The organism is Gordonia aquimaris (assembly GCF_026262595.1).
Taxonomy (GTDB): domain Bacteria; phylum Actinomycetota; class Actinomycetes; order Mycobacteriales; family Mycobacteriaceae; genus Gordonia; species Gordonia tangerina.
The window spans coordinates 33,540-50,486 of the sequence record NZ_JAPKFM010000005.1 but is presented as its reverse complement, the minus strand read 5'-3'; the positions used below and the strand labels follow the sequence as shown (position 1 = coordinate 50,486).

At 67.4% G+C, this 16,947-nt stretch carries 14 protein-coding genes; 6 read left to right on the top strand and 8 right to left on the bottom strand.

What is annotated here, in order from left to right; translation table 11 throughout:
- Positions 1–62 precede the first annotated feature (62 nt).
- Positions 63–479, bottom strand: a complete 417-nt coding sequence (locus OSB52_RS06980) for a cytochrome c oxidase subunit 4 (RefSeq protein ID WP_235723253.1) — start codon at positions 477–479, stop codon at positions 63–65.
- Complete coding sequence (gene ctaC, locus OSB52_RS06975) at positions 476–1,603, bottom strand: aa3-type cytochrome oxidase subunit II (RefSeq protein WP_372512357.1); 1,128 nt, start codon at positions 1,601–1,603, stop codon at positions 476–478. The genes OSB52_RS06980 and ctaC overlap by 4 nt, the downstream gene beginning before the upstream one ends.
- 303 nt (positions 1,604–1,906) lie before the next feature.
- Here ctaC and asnB point away from each other — a divergent pair, with 303 nt between their 5' ends.
- Positions 1,907–3,832 (top strand): asparagine synthase (glutamine-hydrolyzing), encoded by a 1,926-nt coding sequence (gene asnB, locus OSB52_RS06970; RefSeq protein WP_266060948.1) that lies wholly within the window; start codon positions 1,907–1,909, stop codon positions 3,830–3,832.
- 150 nt (positions 3,833–3,982) lie between these two features.
- Here asnB and OSB52_RS06965 read toward each other — a convergent pair whose 3' ends face one another.
- From OSB52_RS06965 to OSB52_RS06950, 4 genes are all read right to left on the bottom strand, one after another.
- On the bottom strand, positions 3,983–4,972 hold the full coding sequence (locus OSB52_RS06965; protein ID WP_372512356.1) for a carbohydrate kinase family protein: 990 nt from the start codon (positions 4,970–4,972) through the stop codon (positions 3,983–3,985).
- A 105-nt stretch (positions 4,973–5,077) separates the two neighbouring features.
- A complete protein-coding gene (locus tag OSB52_RS06960) occupies positions 5,078–5,437 on the bottom strand; it encodes a HesB/IscA family protein (protein WP_235722770.1) in 360 nt (119 codons plus the stop codon).
- Positions 5,438–5,553: 116 nt separating this feature from the next.
- Entirely contained in the window at positions 5,554–6,525 is a 972-nt protein-coding gene (rarD, locus tag OSB52_RS06955; RefSeq protein ID WP_266060944.1) for an EamA family transporter RarD, read from the bottom strand.
- 6 nt (positions 6,526–6,531) lie between these two features.
- On the bottom strand, positions 6,532–7,623 hold the full coding sequence (locus OSB52_RS06950) for a glycerate kinase family protein (protein WP_235722768.1): 1,092 nt from the start codon (positions 7,621–7,623) through the stop codon (positions 6,532–6,534).
- Between the two features lie 103 nt (positions 7,624–7,726).
- On the opposite strand from OSB52_RS06950, the gene OSB52_RS06945 reads away from it, so the two are divergent.
- Genes OSB52_RS06945 through OSB52_RS06935 form a run of 3 tightly spaced genes read left to right on the top strand, consistent with a single transcriptional unit; the run spans position 7,727 to position 11,078 of the window.
- Positions 7,727–8,416, top strand: coding sequence for a DUF3043 domain-containing protein (locus tag OSB52_RS06945; protein ID WP_235722767.1), 690 nt, complete (start codon positions 7,727–7,729; stop codon positions 8,414–8,416).
- 3 nt (positions 8,417–8,419) lie between these two features.
- Positions 8,420–10,291: a nicotinate-nucleotide--dimethylbenzimidazole phosphoribosyltransferase gene (gene cobT, locus OSB52_RS06940; RefSeq protein ID WP_266060941.1), complete on the top strand. Its 1,872-nt coding sequence runs from the start codon at positions 8,420–8,422 to the stop codon at positions 10,289–10,291.
- 10 nt (positions 10,292–10,301) lie between these two features.
- Positions 10,302–11,078 carry an adenosylcobinamide-GDP ribazoletransferase gene (locus OSB52_RS06935; RefSeq protein WP_266060939.1) on the top strand — a complete coding sequence of 259 codons (777 nt, stop codon included), beginning with the start codon at positions 10,302–10,304 and terminating at the stop codon, positions 11,076–11,078.
- A 21-nt stretch (positions 11,079–11,099) separates the two neighbouring features.
- Here OSB52_RS06935 and OSB52_RS06930 read toward each other — a convergent pair whose 3' ends face one another.
- Both OSB52_RS06930 and gcvT read right to left on the bottom strand, forming a co-directional pair.
- The gene (locus tag OSB52_RS06930; protein ID WP_266060937.1) at positions 11,100–12,206 is read right to left on the bottom strand and encodes a branched-chain amino acid aminotransferase; all 1,107 of its coding nucleotides are present in this window, start codon (positions 12,204–12,206) and stop codon (positions 11,100–11,102) included.
- A gap of 62 nt (positions 12,207–12,268) precedes the next feature.
- Positions 12,269–13,378, bottom strand: coding sequence for a glycine cleavage system aminomethyltransferase GcvT (gcvT, locus tag OSB52_RS06925; RefSeq protein ID WP_266060935.1), 1,110 nt, complete (start codon positions 13,376–13,378; stop codon positions 12,269–12,271).
- A 95-nt stretch (positions 13,379–13,473) separates the two neighbouring features.
- Between gcvT and OSB52_RS06920 the strand changes: the two genes are divergently transcribed.
- Together OSB52_RS06920 and sucB are read left to right on the top strand one after the other, a co-directional pair.
- The gene (locus OSB52_RS06920; RefSeq protein WP_235722759.1) at positions 13,474–15,000 is read left to right on the top strand and encodes a leucyl aminopeptidase; all 1,527 of its coding nucleotides are present in this window, start codon (positions 13,474–13,476) and stop codon (positions 14,998–15,000) included.
- Between the two features lie 166 nt (positions 15,001–15,166).
- Positions 15,167–16,945, top strand: a complete 1,779-nt coding sequence (gene sucB / locus OSB52_RS06915; RefSeq protein ID WP_235722758.1) for a 2-oxoglutarate dehydrogenase, E2 component, dihydrolipoamide succinyltransferase — start codon at positions 15,167–15,169, stop codon at positions 16,943–16,945.
- Positions 16,946–16,947 lie beyond the last annotated feature (2 nt).

The window sequence follows — 16,947 nt, the reverse complement described above, 5'->3', positions numbered from 1 at the left end:
GACAACGGCCGCCTCCGACCGGCGTGGTCAGGGAGGCGGCCGTTGTCAGAGGCTGCTGTGGGTCAGTGCTTCTCCGGACCCACGTGGTACTCGAAAACGAGTCCTGCCGCGGTGCCGATGATGACGAACCCCGCGAAGATCGCGAACCACAGGTTGTGGGTGGCGAAACCGATGCCGAACAGGGCGGCGCCGAAGGCCAACAGGATCGGCCACCAGGAGTGGGGGCTGAAGAAGCCCAATTCGCCTGCGCCGTCCTCGACCTCGGCGTCTTCGTAGTCCTCGGGACGGATCTCGACACGACGAGCGACGAACCGGAAGTAGGTGCCTGCGATCAGCGTCAGGCCGGCACTGAAGAACATTCCGGTCACGCCCACCCACTCGACGCCGCGACTAGCGAACGCAGTGCAGATCGTGTAGATGATGCCCGCGAGGAAGAAGAATGCCGTCAGCAATTCGAAGATTCGGGCTTCGATTTTCATCCGTTTGCTCCCACCGTGCAGTTAGGCAAGGACGTGTTGGAGGCATCACCGAGGTCGGTCGGGGTGTCGCCGTCGGTGGCGCGTCGCGTGTCGAACGGAACCGTCGTCACCGACTCGGGAACCTCGCAGATCTCTTCGAGCGCCTGCGCATTGGTCGCCTGCGGGTTGTCCTCCCGATAGCGGATGTAGGCGTCGAACTTCTCCGGCGAGACCGCACGGACCTCGAAGTTCATCATCGAGTGATAGGTGCCGCACATCTCGGCGCAACGCCCGACGAAGGCACCCTCCCGGTCGATGCTGGAGATCTGGAAGACGTTGTCGGAGTGGTTCTGCTCCGGGAACGGCATCACGTCGCGCTTGAAGAGGAACTCCGGCACCCAGAATGAGTGGATGACGTCGGCCGCGGCGATCTCGAACTCGATGCGCTGGCCCGTCGGCAGCACCAACACGGGAATCTCGTTCGACGATCCGACCGTTTCGATCTGGTTGAACTGCAGGTAGTTCCGGATATCGTCGTCGCGACCGCCGGCCGGGAGGGGCAGCTCCTCACCGTGGTGGCTGGCCTCGTTGCGTGCCTGCAGCTCGAACGGGCTGCCTTCGCCCTCGAAGCCGTCATAGCGCGAGCCGTCGGTGAACTCGACCTCGCGGTAGCCGAACTTCCAGTTCCACTGGAACGCGGTCACGTCGACGACGACCTTGGAGTCGTCGGTCTTGCTCTCGACGTCGTTCTGGACCACGACGGTGAAGTAGAAGAGCACGGCGATGATCACGAACGGGATCGCCGTGTAGGTCAGTTCCAGCGGCACGTTGTACGCGGTCTGCCGGGGGAAGACGTCCTTGCCGGGCTTGGCCCGGTGGAAGGTGATGGTCCAGAAGATCAGGGCCCACACCAGGATGCCCATGAGGAGTGCGGCGATGACCGACCAGGTCCACAGCTCGCCCATCTTCTCTGCTTCGGGGGTCACGCCTTCGGGCCAACCGAAGCGCATCGCCGTACGGGCGTCACATCCCGACAGCAGCAACGCCCCGATGCCGAGTGCGACGAGTGCACCGACCTGCTTGATCGTCCGCGATGCGGAACGGGCCCCTGTCGCCCGCGGCCGTCCACCGTGTGCCAATTTCACGCCTTCCCGCTCGCTCGATGTCGGCACACGTGCCGACCGAGTTGCCATGCCACATGACTCGCACAGGGCTTTCTTCGCCCGCGCCGAGTCAAGTCACACCCAGCGCCAAGGCAATTCTTGCACCTAGTACTACGCAGCGTAGACCAAGCCGTGCAACGTTTCGTGATTGGGGTTTACCTGCGTGCCTCGTCACGGCACCACGCTGAACCGACCCGCGGACCGTACGCCTTGCGTGGCGCGTACGTCAGGCATACTCGACGCGTCAGAACAGCATCGCGACGTCGACGAAATGGGGCCTGTCTGGTGTGTGGTTTGCTCGGTCTGCTGACCTCGGACGGTTCGGCATCCGACGCTGTCGGATCGGTGTCGGACGCGTCGCACTGCATGCGCCACCGCGGCCCGGACGAGCCGGGCACCTGGCATGATGCCGACCTCGTCCTCGGATTCAACCGGCTGTCGATCATCGACATCGAACACTCGCACCAACCGCTGCGGTGGGGACCGCCAGAACACCCCGACCGGTACGCACTCGTGTTCAACGGCGAGATCTACAACTATCTCGAGATCCGCGCGGAACTGACTCGCGATCACGACGCCGAGTTCGCCACCGAGGGTGACGGCGAGGCCATCGTCGCAGCGTTCCATCACTGGGGACCGGACGCGGTGCGTCGCCTGCGTGGCATGTTCGCATTCGCGATCTGGGACACCCGGCAACGCTCGTTGTTCCTCGCTCGCGATCCATTCGGCATCAAGCCACTGTTCATCGCGACCGGCCCCGGCGGTACCGCTTTCGGCAGCGAGAAGAAGAGCCTGCTCGAGCTGACCGGGTTGCTCGGGTTGGGCGACGACCTCGATCCTCGGGCCATCGAGCACTACACCGTGCTGCAGTATGTTCCCGAGCCGGAAACCCTGCATGCGGCGATTCGACGTCTCGAATCCGGGTGTCATGCGTCCATCCGCCCGGGCCAGGCGCCACAGATCCAGCGATACTTCACACCCCGTTTCCCGGTACGACCGTTCGGCAGCGGGGACTCCCAGGCACGCTACGACGAAATCGCCGAGGTCCTGTCCGATTCGGTGGCCAAACACATGCGCGCCGACGTGACCGTGGGGTCATTCCTGTCCGGCGGCATCGACTCCACCGCGATCGCTGCGCTGGCGATCCGCCACAACCCCGACCTGGTCACCTTCACTACCGGCTTCGAGCGCGACGGATACTCCGAGATCGACGTGGCGGTGGAATCCGCCGAGGCGATCGGCGCCAAACACGTCGTCAAGGTCGTCAGTCCGCGAGAGTTCATCGAGGCCATCCCGGAGATCGTGTGGTACCTCGACGACCCGGTCGCCGACCCGGCCCTCGTGCCGCTCTACTTCGTCGCCCGGGAGGCCCGCAAGCATGTGAAGGTGGTGCTCTCCGGTGAGGGCGCCGATGAGTTGTTCGGCGGCTACACGATCTACAAGGAGCCGCTGTCACTGAGTGCGTTCGACCGGCTGCCGGGCGCGTTGCGCCGGCTCGCGGGGCGGGTGTCCGACCGGATTCCGGAGGGGACCCGCGGCAAGAGCCTGCTGCACCGCGGCTCACTGACGCTCGAGGAGCGCTACTACGGCAACGCCCGCAGCTTCGACGATGCGCGACTGCGCGCGGTGCTCCGCGACTACCGTCCGGAGTGGACCCATACCGACGTCACCGCGCCCATCTACGCGATGTCGACCGACCTCGACCCCGTCGCCCGCATGCAACACGTCGACCTGTTCACCTGGTTGCGCGGCGACATCCTGGTGAAGGCCGACAAGATGACGATGGCCAATTCACTGGAACTGCGCGTGCCGTTCCTCGATCCCGAGGTGTTCCGCGTCGCAGAGGCACTCCCCTTCGGCGAGAAGATCGCCCATGGCACCACGAAGTACGCCCTTCGGCAGGCCCTCGAACAGATCGTTCCGCCCCATGTGCTGCACCGCAAGAAATTGGGCTTTCCGGTGCCCATCCGCCACTGGCTGGCCGGCTCCGAGATGTTCGACTGGGCGCACGAGGTCATCGAGCATTCGCAGACCGACCATATCCTCAACAAGAACGTCGTGGTCGAGATGCTCAACGAGCACCGCGACGGAGTCGTGGACAACAGTCGCCGGCTGTGGACGCTGTTGATGTTCATGGTCTGGCACGGGATCTTTGTCGAGAAGTCGATCGTCCCCGACATCACCGATCACCACTACCCGGTGCGGTTGTAGCGGGTCGAGTCCCTTTTCGCGCCGACAGAACCCACAAAATCGCCGACAGAACCCAGATTTCCGTCGAAAGAATCACTCGCACGCGTGCGGCTGGGTTCTGTCGGCGATTTTGTGGGTTCTGTCGGCTACTGTGCTGGGCGCGTCAGGGAGCTAGAGTGCGGCGGCGATCTCGTCGGCGGCCGGGTCGCCGTAGGCCTCGCCGATGCGTTTGAGCGCGAGTTCGCGATCCCAGGTCCAGTCCTGGGTGGAGACGGTCTCGAGCACCAACACGGCGATCATTGAACCGATCTGCGCGGAACGTTCGAAGCCGAGGCCTTTGTCGAGGGCGGTGAGGAAACCGGCCCGGAAGCCGTCGCCGACACCGGTCGGGTCCACCTTCTCGGTCTCCGGCACAACCGAGACGTGTGTCCTGGTGCCGTCCTTCTCCACGATCTCGACCCCGTCCTTGCCGAGCGTGGTGATCCGCACACCGACCACCTCGGCGACATCGGCCTCCGACAGGCCGGTCTTCTGCCGCAGCAGACCCCATTCGTATTCGTTGGTGAACAGGTACGTTGCGCCGTCTATCAGTGCGCGGGCTTGCTCGCCGTCGAGCCGGGCGAGTTGCTGTGAGGGGTCGGCAGCGAACGGGACGCCGAGCCGTCGGCACTCCTCGGTGTGCCGAATCATCGCCTCGGGATCATCGGCGCCGATCAACACGAGTTCCGGGGTACCGGTCCGTTCGAAGACCCCGGCCAGCGAGATCTCGCGCGCCTCACTCATCGCACCCGGGTAAAAACTGGCCAGCTGCGCCATCGCCTGGTCGGTGGTGCACATGAACCGCGCCGTGTGCTGGGTGTCGGAGATCCGTACCGACGAACAATCGACCCCGTGCGCTTCGAGCCACTGACGGTAGTCGTGGAAGTCGGCGCCGACCGCACCCACCAGTTGTGGGTCACCGCCGAGCACACCCATCGCGAACGCGATGTTGCCGCCCACCCCGCCACGTCGCACGACCAGGTCTTCCACCAGGAAGCTCAGCGAGATGTGCTCGAGGTGATCGCCGACGAGCTGCTCAGAGAACTTTCCGGGGAAGGTCATCAGATGATCGGTCGCGATGGAGCCACAGACAACGGTTGCCACGTGTGGAAGGCCCTTCATTCCGCAGGAGTTGGACAGCAGTCCACGCTACCCAGCCGCGCAGACGACATCGACCGCACCCCCGTGAGGCCGGAGATGCGGTCGATGTGTGAAAGGTTCGGTCGATCAGTTGAACGAGTCGCCGCAGGCGCAGCTGCCGGTCGCGTTCGGGTTGTCGATGGTGAATCCCTGCTTCTCAATGGTGTCGACGAAGTCGATGGTGGCGCCACCCACATAGGGTGCGCTCATGCGGTCCACCGCCAGGGTGACGCCGCCGAAATCGTCGGTGAGGTCACCGTCGAGGCTGCGGTCGTCGAAGAACAGCTGGTAGCGCAGTCCCGCGCACCCGCCCGGCTGAACGGCGATCCGCAACGAGAGGTCATCCCGACCTTCCTGCTCGAGCAGGCCTTTCGCCTTGGCGGCAGCTGCGTCGGTCAGAAGGACACCGGTCGTGGTGGCGGTTCCGGATTCGTTCTGAACGGTCATCGATGCTCCTGTATGTCTCGGATGGAGGTCCTGCGCTGTCGGGGTCCGACCGGGCCGAAGTCAACTCCGGCCCACTGTTGGGCCACGTGCTCGCTTCAACGGTACCTCGTCCGACTCTATTCCTGCCGAATCGGCGGTCCCGGCACACCGTCAGTGGTTCGTCTCCGGCTCGCGATGACCGCGTCGGTGGTGAAGATGGCCAGCGCGATCCAGACGATCGCGAACCCGGCCCATCGTTCCGGCGGCATGGGCTCGTCGAGGATCGCCACACCGATCATCAGCTGCATCGTCGGGGTGACGAACTGGGCGATGCCGAGCACCACGAGCGGCACCCGGCGCGCGCCCGCCGCGAACAACATCAATGGCGCGGCCGTCACCACACCGGCCATGGCAAGCAGGACCGCATGACCGGGTCCGGCCGAACCGAACGTCAAGCCGATGGTGAGCGCCACCACCACCAGTTGTCCGATCGCCAGCGGGGCCAGCCACAACGACTCGCACGTCAGTCCACTGGTGACGTCGACGTCTGCGCCGATCGTCTTCTTCACCAACCCGTAGAACCCGAACGAGAACGCCACGCCCACGGCCAACCATGGGAACGCGCCGTACCCCAGCACGATGACGAGCGTCGCCAGCACCGCCAATACCACCGCGACCCACTGCAGCGGCCGCAGCCGTTCCCGCAACACCAGCACGCCGAGGATCACGGTCACGATCGGGTTGATGAAGTACCCCAGACTCATCTGGATCACGTGGCCGGTGTACGTGGCGATCACGAAGATTTGCCAGTTCACGTAGATCAGCACCCCGGCCAACGCGGTCGCGCCCAGCAGTCGTGGCTGTCGCAGGATCCCACGCAGCCGGGGCCAACCGCCCGAGAGCGGGACCAGCACCGCGTAGAAGACCAGCGACAACAGTATCCGCCAGGCCACCACCTCCCACGGTCCGGTGGGTTCGAGAAGGACGAAGTACAGCGGTAGGAATCCCCACAGCGCGTAGGCACCGAGGGCGCAGAGGGCGCCGGTCAGATGGTCGCTCGAGCGCCGCGCGGATCGGTCGGAGGCAGTGAGGGCCGCATCGCCGCTCACGGCCGGTCACGCACCGCGCGACCCGCGTTCGACATCCCCCTCCGACCACTGCGCCGCAACCTGCTCTGCGAGTCGAGTCAACTGATGGTCGGCGTCGTTCATCGCCACCTCCACCGAACCGGCGATGTCGACGATGGCATGCGCACCGGCGATCCCGGCCGCAGCGATCTCATCCGACGTCAACGCCACCTGACCGGCGAACACCACTGTCGGAATTCCGGCCGCGGTCGCAGCTGCGGTGAGGGCGGCGACCACCTTGCCGCGCAGCGTCTGCGAGTCGAACTTCCCTTCGCCGGTGATCACCAAGCCCGCGGCCTCGACATCCGCGGCGCGGCCGGTCGCATCGGCCACCACGGTCGCACCGGAGATCCGTCGTGCGCCCAGCGCGAGCAGAGCGGCCCCGAGGCCGCCCGCGGCTCCCGCACCTTCCTCCACCGAGATATCTCGGCCGGCGATGGTGGTCAGTGTCGCGTTGTGATCGGTCATCCGGCGTTCGAGGAGCTCGACTGTGGCGGGGTCGGCGCCTTTCTGCGGCCCGAAGACCGACGCCGCTCCCCACTGCCCGAGCAACGGGTTCTCCACGTCCGACGCCGCCACCAGAGACACGTCGGCCAATCGCGCCGCCGCCTCCCGAGCACCGCCGAGCGCGTCGATCATCCCGCGTCCACCGTCGGTGGTCGCCGACCCACCCAGACCAACCACAATCGTCGCCGCGCCCGCGCCGAGTGCTTCGACCATCAGTTCGCCGACCCCGGTGGTGTCTGCTGACACCGCGGTACGCGGCGTCGGCCGGCCCCCGAGTTGATGGAGCCCACACGCCTGCGCGCATTCGATGTAGGCGACCGGACGCGACTCGGAATCGTCGAGCAGCCACCGGGCATCGACCGCCGCGCCGAGTGGGCCGGCCACAGTCGCGGTGCGCATGGTCCCCAGACGCGAGGCCAAGACGTCCACGAAGCCCGGTCCACCGTCGGATTGCGGAGCGCAACGCACGTCGTCGGCCGGTCTGGCAGCAGACCATCCTCGCGCGATGGCCCGGCTCGCCGCCACCGCCGACAGCGTGTCCCCGAACGAGTCCGGTGCGATCAGTACGCGCATGTCGCCTGCCGAAACGGTTGCTGTCCGAGGCGTGCTCTCATGCGCACGAAGTATAGGGAGGTCGGCAAACCTCGGCAGCACGGAATCGCCTAGGCTCGATGGTGTGAAGTTGCCATGGAAGTCAGACGACGACGCCGCCACGAGCACCGACGATGCGGCGTCCGAGGCCACCGAAGCCGGTGCATCCCTCACCGAAGAACCCGACTCCAAAGGCAGCGCCTACACCCCGGGCAAAGGCCGCGCGACCCCGTCGCGACGCCAGGCCGAAGGCCGACGACGCGGCCCGGTGGCACCGCCGCCCACCAACCGCTCGGAAGCACGTGCGCGCAAGAAGGCCCTGAAGTCGACGCTGTCGAAAGACGAGAAACGCAAACTCGCCGACGATCGACGCACACAGCGCAACGAACAGCGCGAGAAGATGATGGCCGGTGACGAGCGGTACCTGATGCCGCGCGACAAGGGTCCGGTGCGCCGTTTCGCGCGCGACATCGTCGACTCCCGCCGCAATTTCGCGGGCCTGTTCATGCCGTTCGCGATCGCACTGATCGTGGTGATGTTCGTCCCGCAGCTCGCGGTCTACGCCAACATGGTGCTGCTGGTGTTCGTGCTGTTCATGGCCATCGACGCCGTGGTCCTCGGTCGGCTGGTGAACCGCCGTGTCCGAGAGCGCTATCCCGACACCGATTCCTCGCAGACCGGCTTTCGGCTGGGCTGGTACTCCTTCACCCGTGCCATGCAGTTGCGGATGATGCGTGCCCCCAAACCGCAGGTGTCGCCGGGCGACGAGGTCTGATCGGTGGTGTCACGGGGGACGTCGACCGGTGAGGTGAACTCGCAGCCCACTCGCGCCGGCGTGCGCACTCTCGTCCTGGGTGGGGTGCGATCGGGCAAGTCCGGGCACGGTGAGTCGCTGCTGCGCGCGCACACCGAGGTCCGATATCTCGCCACCGGCCCCACCACATCGACCGACGCCGAGTGGGTGGCACGTGTCGCCGCTCACCGCCAACGGCGCGATGAGCGGTACACGACTCTCGAGACCATCGACATCGGCGGCGCGCTGCGATCCGACCCGCACACCCCGACGCTGATCGACGACCTCGGGACGTGGCTCGCCGCCGAACTCGACGCACTCGGCGGATGGGGTCCCGAACCGGTGGACCTAGCCGAGTTGCGCGCCACGCTGTGTGCCGCGATCGCGTCGTTCACCGGCGACCTGGTGATCATCAGCCCCGAGGCCGGGTTGTCGCTGGTGCCACCCACCCCTGCCGGACGCCGCTTTCAGGACGAACTCGGCACGCTCAACGAGGCTGTCGCCGCCGCGTGTGATCGGGTGGTACTGGTCGTCGCGGGGCGCGTGGTCGAGTTACCCGCCAACGCCGAAGCCGCCGCGCCGACCCCGGTCACCCCCGTCGTCTCCTCCCCACCCTCCCCACTTGCCCCTCGGCCGGCACCCGGCCGACCGGAACGCACGAAGCCTGAAACCCCAGCCGAACCCGGTGCGAATCCCACGACGGCACCACAGAAGTCGAGTTCGGTCGACCCCACCGATGCCGAGGTCTTCGAAACCGTGGCCACTCCGGATCTCGGCATCGCGCGCGCGGCCAGGGAACGGCATCTCACCCTGACCAAACCGGCCGGCTCGCTGGGCCGTATGGAGGACATCGGGGTGTGGCTGGCGTCGTGCCAAGGCGTGTGTCCGCCGCGTCCGGTCAGCGCGCCGACGGTTGCGGTGTTCGCCGGCGACCACGGTGTCGCCCGTTCCGGGGTCTCGGCCTTCCCGCCGGAGGTGACTGCCCAGATGGTCGCCAACATCGCCGGTGGCGGCGCGGCCGTGAACGTACTGGCCCGACGTTCCGGCGCCACGGTGCATGTGTTCGACATGTCCGTCGACGCCGACACCGCACCCGATGTGTCCCGGTTCAAGGTGCGCCGCAGCAGCGGCGATCTCACCACCACCGACGCGTTGTCCCTCGCCGAGGCCCGCACGGCCCTCGCGGCCGGACGGGCGATCGCCGACGAACTGGTGGATTCGGGTGCTGATCTGCTGATCGGCGGCGAGATGGGCATCGGCAACACCACCCCCGCGACCGTGCTGATCGGCACGCTGTCGCGCCGTGAACCCGTAGAGATCGTGGGACGGGGCACCGGTATCGACGACGCCGGATGGATTCGCAAGACTGCGGCGATTCGCGACGGGATGCGCCGCGCGCGACGCCATGTGCACGATCCGTTGTCGTTGCTGGCCTCGGTGGCCGGAGCCGACCTCACCGCGCTGGCCGGATTCCTCGCTCAGGCGGCGGTGCGCCGGACCCCCGTCATCCTCGACGGGATGGTCGTCACCGCTGCTGCGATGGTGGCTGCCGAACTCGCCCCGGGCGCATCCCGGTGGTGGTTGGCCGGGCACCGCTCGGTGGAACCGGCACACACCATCGCGCTGCATCATCTCGACCTCGAACCCGTGCTGGACCTGTCCATGCGCCTGGGCGAGGGCAGTGGCGCGCTGGCCGCCCTCCCCCTCGTGGCGTCGGCAGTCGACATCCTGTCCACGATGGCGACCTTCGACGAGGCTGGCGTCAGCGATCGCGACGCGTCGCCGACCGTTACCGACTCGCCGTCTGCGACAGCGCCCGGCGAGCCGTCACCCACAGCAGTCGCCGTGACCCGCTGACCGGGCGATCATGCCGTCCCCGGTCCGGGCTGTTTACGTCGCGCTGAGCTGGCTCACCGTCGTCCCACTTCCTCAGCCCGCGGTGGCGATGGACCGACGGGTGGGGGCTGCGGTGATGGCCGCGGTGCCGGTGGTCGGGGTCACCCTGGGCGCACTCGGTGCCGCGTTCGCCGCGGCGCTGTCGTTCACCGAGCTACCCACCGCGCTGATCGGGCTCCTGATCGTGGCGGCGTTGGCACTGCTCACCAGGGGGATGCACATCGACGGCCTCGCCGACACCGCAGACGGGCTCGGCTGCTACGGGCCGCCCGACCGCGTCGCCGAGGTGATGAGGAGCGGGTCTTCGGGGCCGTTCGGCGTGGCGTCGATCGTCGTGGTGCTCGCGATTCAGGCGGTCGGGTTCGGCGCGCTGACCGACCAGCACCGTTGGTATGAACTGGCCTACGCGATTGCGCTGGGTCGACTGGTCGCCGTCATCGGTGCACGCCGCGGACTGCACCCGGCGCGTGCCGAAGGGTTCGGCGCCCTGGTCGCCGGCACGCAGCGAATGTCGATCGCCGTGTGGACGGCCGCAGCAGTGGTGGGCGCCATCGGCGCCGGATGGCAGGCCGATGGTCTCGACTTCCCGGCGGCGGGCTGGGCAGTGGCCGTCGTCGCAGTGGTGGTGACGTTCGGCTGGTTCGGTACCGCCCACTGCGCCCGCCGGATCGGCGGTATCAACGGTGACGTCCTCGGGGCGGGAACCGAGGTGGGCGTGGCGATCGCGGTGATCGGCCTACTCATCTGAGACCGACCACCGGGCACCGACTCAGCGGCGATACAACTCCGTCATCCAGCCGTGGGTGTCGGCGAAGGTGCCCCGCTGGATGCCGGTCAGTGTGTCGCGTAACGCCTGGGTGACCTCGCCGGCCGCGCCGTCGCCGATCAGGTAGTCCTCGGTGTCGCCCTTCACCCGGCCGACCGGCGTGATAACGGCCGCGGTGCCGCATGCGAAGACCTCGGTGATGTCGCCGGAGGCGACTCCCTTGCGCAGCTCCTCGGTGCTGATGCGACGTTCCTCGACGGTGAAGCCGGCGTCGGTGGCCAACTGCAACAACGAATCCCGGGTGATTCCCGGCAGTAACGACCCCGTCAGTTCGGGCGTCACCAGGCGGGCGTCGGCCCCGGATCCGAAGACGAAGAACAGGTTCATGCCGCCCATCTCCTCGATGTAGCGACGTTCCACCGCGTCGAGCCAGACGACCTGATCGCAGCCGTGCGCGGTTGCCTGCGCCTGCGCCAGGAATGCGGCAGCGTAGTTGCCGCCACATTTGGCGAATCCGGTGCCGCCGGGCGCAGCCCGCACGTACTCGGTGGACAGCCAGACACTGACCGGCTTGATACCGCCGGTGAAGTACGAGCCGGCCGGAGAGGCGATCACGGAGTAGATGTACTGCGCCGACGGTGCGTTGACACCGAGACCGGCCTGCGAGGCGAACATGAACGGGCGCAGGTAGAGCGCTTCCTCGCCGCCGGCGGCGGGCACCCACTCGTTGTCGGCGTCGAGCAGCACACGCAGGGAGGCGATGAAGTCGTCCACCGGCAGCGGCGGCATCGCCAGCCGCTCGGCCGAACGCTGCAGGCGCAGTCCGTTGGACTCCGGCCGGAAGGCCGCGATGGACCCGTCCGGCTGCCGGTAGGCCTTGAGCCCCTCGAACACCTCCTGGCCGTAGTGCAGCACCATGGCCGACGGGTCGAGCGCGATCGGCCCGTACGGGCGCACCTGCGCGTTGTGCCATCCGCGGTCCACGTCGTAGTCGACCATCACCATGTTGTCGGTGAAGTACTTGCCGAAACCGGGTGCGGCGAGGATCTCCGCACGACGATTCTCCGACACCGGGTGGGGATGTTCGGTACGCGTGAACTGCAAGGTCATTGGCCAATCGTACCGCCGGGGGGCAAACGGATAACCGCGGCCGTCAACGGCGACGCCGCGCCTCAGACGTGCGAGGTGACGAACGGTGGGATGACGACTTCACATGCCAGGTCGCGGCCGCGGACGTCGACCACCACCTGATCGCCCTTGCCCACCCCGGAATCAGTGGCCAACAGGGCCAACGCGATGCCCTGCTTGAGGGTCGGTGAGAACGTCCCGGAGGTGCAGACGCCGATGTCGGCACCGCCGGATTCGGCCAGAACACGGCAGTCGGCGCGCGGTACTCCCCGGCCGGTCGCCTTGAGTCCGTACAGACGTCGCGCCGGTCCGGCCGCCTTCTCGGCACTGAGCGCCTCACGCCCGACGAACTCCGGCTTCGTCCAACCGACCGCCCACCCCGTCCGCGCCTGGACCGGGCTGATCTCCGGGCTCAGTTCGTGACCGTGCAAGGCGTAGCCCATCTCGGTGCGCAGGGTGTCCCGAGCACCCAGCCCGGCCGGCGATCCGCCGAGTCGCTGCACCACCGTCAGCAACGCGTCGAACACCGGGCCGGCATCGGCCCACCGCGGCAGTATCTCGAAGCCGCGTTCCCCGGTGTAGCCGGAGCGACACACCCGTACCGGCACCGCGCCGTCGGGGGTGGACAGTTCCGCGTCGGCAAACGCCATGTATTCCATCTCCGTGGGCAGCCCCAGCTCGGCCACCGCATCCGGCGACTTCGGGCCCTGCACTGCGAACACCCCGAAGTCGCGATGCGCATCGGTGATCGTCACCCCGGCGGGCGCCGCGTCCGAGAGTTGCGCAACCACCGCCGCGGTATTCGCCGCATTCGGGATCAGAAACACCTCGTCGTCGCTGACGAGGTAGGCGATCATGTCGTCGACGACTCCACCGGAGTCGTTGCAGCACAACGTGTATTGAGCTTTTCCGGGACCAATCTTGGCGAGGTCGTTGGTGAGTACCCGGTTGACGTGTTCCGCCGCTCCCGGCCCGGCCACCACCGCCTTGCCCAGATGACTCACGTCGAACAGGCCCACCGATTCGCGTACGGCTGTGTGCTCGGCGACGGTGCCCGCGTAGGACACCGGCATGTGCCAGCCACCGAAGGCCGCGAAAGTGGCACCGAGGGCAGTGTGACGGTCGGCGATCGGTCCGGCGAGAAGTTCGGTCATACCGACAACCTTAGGGTCCTCGCGGCGACAACCGCGTCGACATCGACGTCGCCGGACTCCGCGTGACCCGAGTCGACGTGACTAGAGTTGACGCCGTGAGCAAGAACGACAGCATCGACCGCGTGCGCGGCCCGGAACTGGCAGTGGCAACCTCTCTCGGCAAGTCGGATGACGCTTTGGTGATCGGTCTCATCAAGCCCGACACCGACACCGACACCGAACCGACCCTGGTCATCGGCGACGGCATCCTCGACGACGCGCAGGCCGACGCGATCGCCACGGCGGTCGGCCGACTCGGAGCGACCGGTGCGCATGGGGAGGTCACCCGTCTCCCCGCACCGGACGGACTGCCGGTGGACCTGGTGGTTGCGGTGGGGCTCGGCGAATCCGCCGACGTCGACGATGCTGAACGGCTGCGTCAGGCCGCGGGCGTGGTGATCCGCGAACTCGACGGGGTCGGCACCGTCGCCACCACGTTGTCGACGCTGCAGCTGCAACCCGTCGCCGAGGGACTCTTCCTGGGCGCCTACCGTTTCGACACCTTCCGGTCCGACAAGACCCAGCCCAAGAAGACACCCCCGACACGCATCACGCTGCTCAGCGACGACAAGGACAAGGCGACCAAGTCTGACCTCGAGCACGCCGCCGCGGTGGCCGACGCCGTGGCGATCGCACGAGACTTCGTCAATACCCCGCCCAGCCACCTCTACCCCGAGGAATTCGCCGAGCGGGCCCGCCGCCTGGGCAGTTCGGTCGGACTCAAGGTGGAGGTGCTCGACGACACCGCGCTGGAGAAGGCCGGCTACGGCGGCATCATCGGTGTCGGCAAGGGTTCCTCGCGCCTGCCGCGGCTTGTCCGACTCAGCCACGCCGGCAAGAAGGGCGCCAAGAAGGTGGCCCTGGTCGGCAAGGGGATCACCTTCGACACCGGCGGCATCTCGATCAAGCCCGCCGCCAACATGGATGCGATGACCTCGGACATGGGGGGCGCGGCCGCCGTCATCGCCGCGACGATCCTGGCCGCACGACTCGACCTCGACGTGTCGGTCACCGCCACGGTGCCCATGGCCGAGAACATGCCCTCGTCGACCGCCCAGCGCCCCGGCGACGTCCTGACCCAGTACGGCGGCACCACCGTCGAGGTCCTCAACACCGACGCCGAAGGCCGGCTGATCCTCGCCGACGCCATCGTCCGCGCGTGCGAGGACGAACCGGATTACCTCATCGACACCGCCACCCTCACCGGCGCCCAGATGGTGGCGCTCGGCGCGCGTACGCCGGGGGTCATGGGCACCGACGAGTTCCGCGATCGGGTTGCCGCGCTGTCGCGGGAGGTCGGCGAGAACGCCTGGGCGATGCCCCTGCCCACCGAGCTCCGCGCCGACCTCAAATCACGGGTCGCCGACCTCGCCAACGTGACCAATCATCGCAACGGCGGGATGCTCGCGGCCGGCATCTTCCTCAAAGAATTCGTGCCGGAGTCGGTTGCGTGGGCGCATATCGACATCGCCGGACCGGCATTCAACACCGGCGGCGCGTGGGGCTACACCCCCAAGGGCGGCACCGGCGTTCCCGTCCGGACCATCGCGCGCGTCCTCGAGGACATCGCGGCCGACGGCTGACCGCCGCACAGACAAGTCCGGCCACACCACATCTGTGTGACGCGATTTGGGTAGGGTGATCGGGGACGGTCGGCTCACCCGCCTCAGCCCGTCTCGGTGCACCGACGGCGCACACACCGCGGCGCGCAGACCAACGACAACACCTCGAGTTCAGGAGTCAACAACGATGGCCTTCTCCGTCGAAATGCCCGCCCTGGGTGAAAGCGTCACCGAGGGAACAGTGACCCGGTGGCTGAAGGAGGAGGGCGACACGGTCGAGGCCGACGAACCACTGCTCGAGGTCTCCACTGACAAGGTCGACACCGAGATCCCTGCGCCTACTTCGGGTGTGCTCACCAAGATCATCGCGCAAGAAGATGATGTGGTGGAGGTCGGCGGGGAACTCGCCCTCATCGGCGACGCCGATGAGCAGGCCGGTGACGACTCGAGCGGTGACGACTCGGCGGGTGGCGACGAGCCGACCGACGCCGGTGAACCCGAGCAGGCCGACGAGGCCCCCTCCACCGAGGCCGAGGCGCCTGCCGAGAAGCCGTCCGCGGAGTCCACCCAGGGCGGCGGGTCGGCCGAGGGCACCGATGTGGTGATGCCCGAACTCGGCGAGTCCGTCACCGAGGGCACCGTCACCAATTGGCTCAAGTCCGTCGGCGACAGCGTGGAGGCCGACGAGCCGCTGCTCGAGGTGTCCACCGACAAGGTCGACACCGAGATCCCCGCGCCGATTGCCGGCACCCTGCTCGAGATCGTCGCTCAGGAAGACGACGTGATCGAGGTCGGCGGGAAGCTCGCAGTGATCGGCGACGCGTCGGCGGCACCGACTCAGAAGTCCGAGCCCGAGCCGGAACCCGAGCCTGCGAAGACCGAGCCCGAGCCGGAGCCGGAACCGGAACCCGCGAAATCTGAGGCGAAGCCGGCCCCCGAAGAGAAGTCGGCCCCGGCCGCCGAGTCCGACACCGTCACGGTGTCGAAGGCCGATCCGGAGACGATGTCGTCGACACCGTATGTCACGCCCCTCGTCCGGAAACTGGCTGCCGAGAACGACATCGACCTGAATTCCATCAAGGGCACCGGCGTCGGCGGTCGCATCCGCAAGCAGGATGTGCTCGCGGCGGCTGAGTCGGCGAAGGCTCCCGAGCCGGCACCGGCGGCGTCACCGGCCGCGTCCGCGCCATCGGCGCCGGCGTCGTCGGCCCCGGAGATCAAGCCGGAGTTGGCCGAACTGCGCGGGACCACGCAGAAGATCAACCGCATCCGTCAGATCACCGCGAAGAAGACCCGCGAATCGCTGCAGACCAGCGCGCAGCTGACGCAGGTCTTCGAGGTGGACATGACCAAGATCGTGTCGCTGCGCAAGCAGGCCAAGGAATCCTTCAAGGCCTCCGAGGGTGTGAATCTCACCTTCTTGCCGTTCATCGCCAAGGCCGTCGTCGAGGCGCTCAAGGCGCATCCGAATGTCAACGCGTCGATCGACGAGGACCGCAAGGAGATCACCTACTACGACAAGGTGCATCTCGGCATCGCCGTGGACACCGAGCAGGGGTTGCTGTCGCCGGTCATTCACAACGCCGACGACCTGTCGATCGCCGGGTTGGCCCGCGCCATCGCCGACATCGCGGCCCGCGCCCGCAAGGGCGCCGGCGGCCTGAAGCCCGACGAGTTGGCCGGCGGCACGTTCACCATCACCAACATCGGCAGCCAGGGCGCACTGTTCGACACGCCGATCCTGGTCCCGCCGCAGGCGGCGATGCTCGGCACCGGTGCGATCGTTAAGCGTCCGGTCGTGATCACCGGCGACGACGCCTCGGAGTCGATCGCGGTGCGTTCGATGTCCTACCTGCCGTTGACCTACGATCACCGTCTGATCGACGGCGCCGACGCCGGCCGCTTCCTGACGACGATCAAGAAGCGGCTCGAGCAGGGCGGCTTCGCGGCTGATCTGGGACTCTAGGG

Bases quoted from the DNA above. Each gene is read 5' to 3' on its own strand.
- OSB52_RS06980 (WP_235723253.1), bottom strand. From the start codon at position 479: ATGAAAATCGAAGCCCGAATCTTCGAATTGCTGACGGCATTCTTCTTC.
- OSB52_RS06965 (WP_372512356.1), bottom strand. From the start codon at position 4,972: ATGAAGGGCCTTCCACACGTGGCAACCGTTGTCTGTGGCTCCATCGCG.
- OSB52_RS06960 (WP_235722770.1), bottom strand. From the start codon at position 5,437: ATGACCGTTCAGAACGAATCCGGAACCGCCACCACGACCGGTGTCCTT.
- OSB52_RS06950 (WP_235722768.1), bottom strand. From the start codon at position 7,623: ATGCGCGTACTGATCGCACCGGACTCGTTCGGGGACACGCTGTCGGCG.
- OSB52_RS06935 (WP_266060939.1), top strand. From the start codon at position 10,302: ATGCCGTCCCCGGTCCGGGCTGTTTACGTCGCGCTGAGCTGGCTCACC.
- OSB52_RS06930 (WP_266060937.1), bottom strand. From the start codon at position 12,206: ATGACCTTGCAGTTCACGCGTACCGAACATCCCCACCCGGTGTCGGAG.
- gcvT (WP_266060935.1), bottom strand. From the start codon at position 13,378: ATGACCGAACTTCTCGCCGGACCGATCGCCGACCGTCACACTGCCCTC.
- sucB (WP_235722758.1), top strand. From the start codon at position 15,167: ATGGCCTTCTCCGTCGAAATGCCCGCCCTGGGTGAAAGCGTCACCGAG.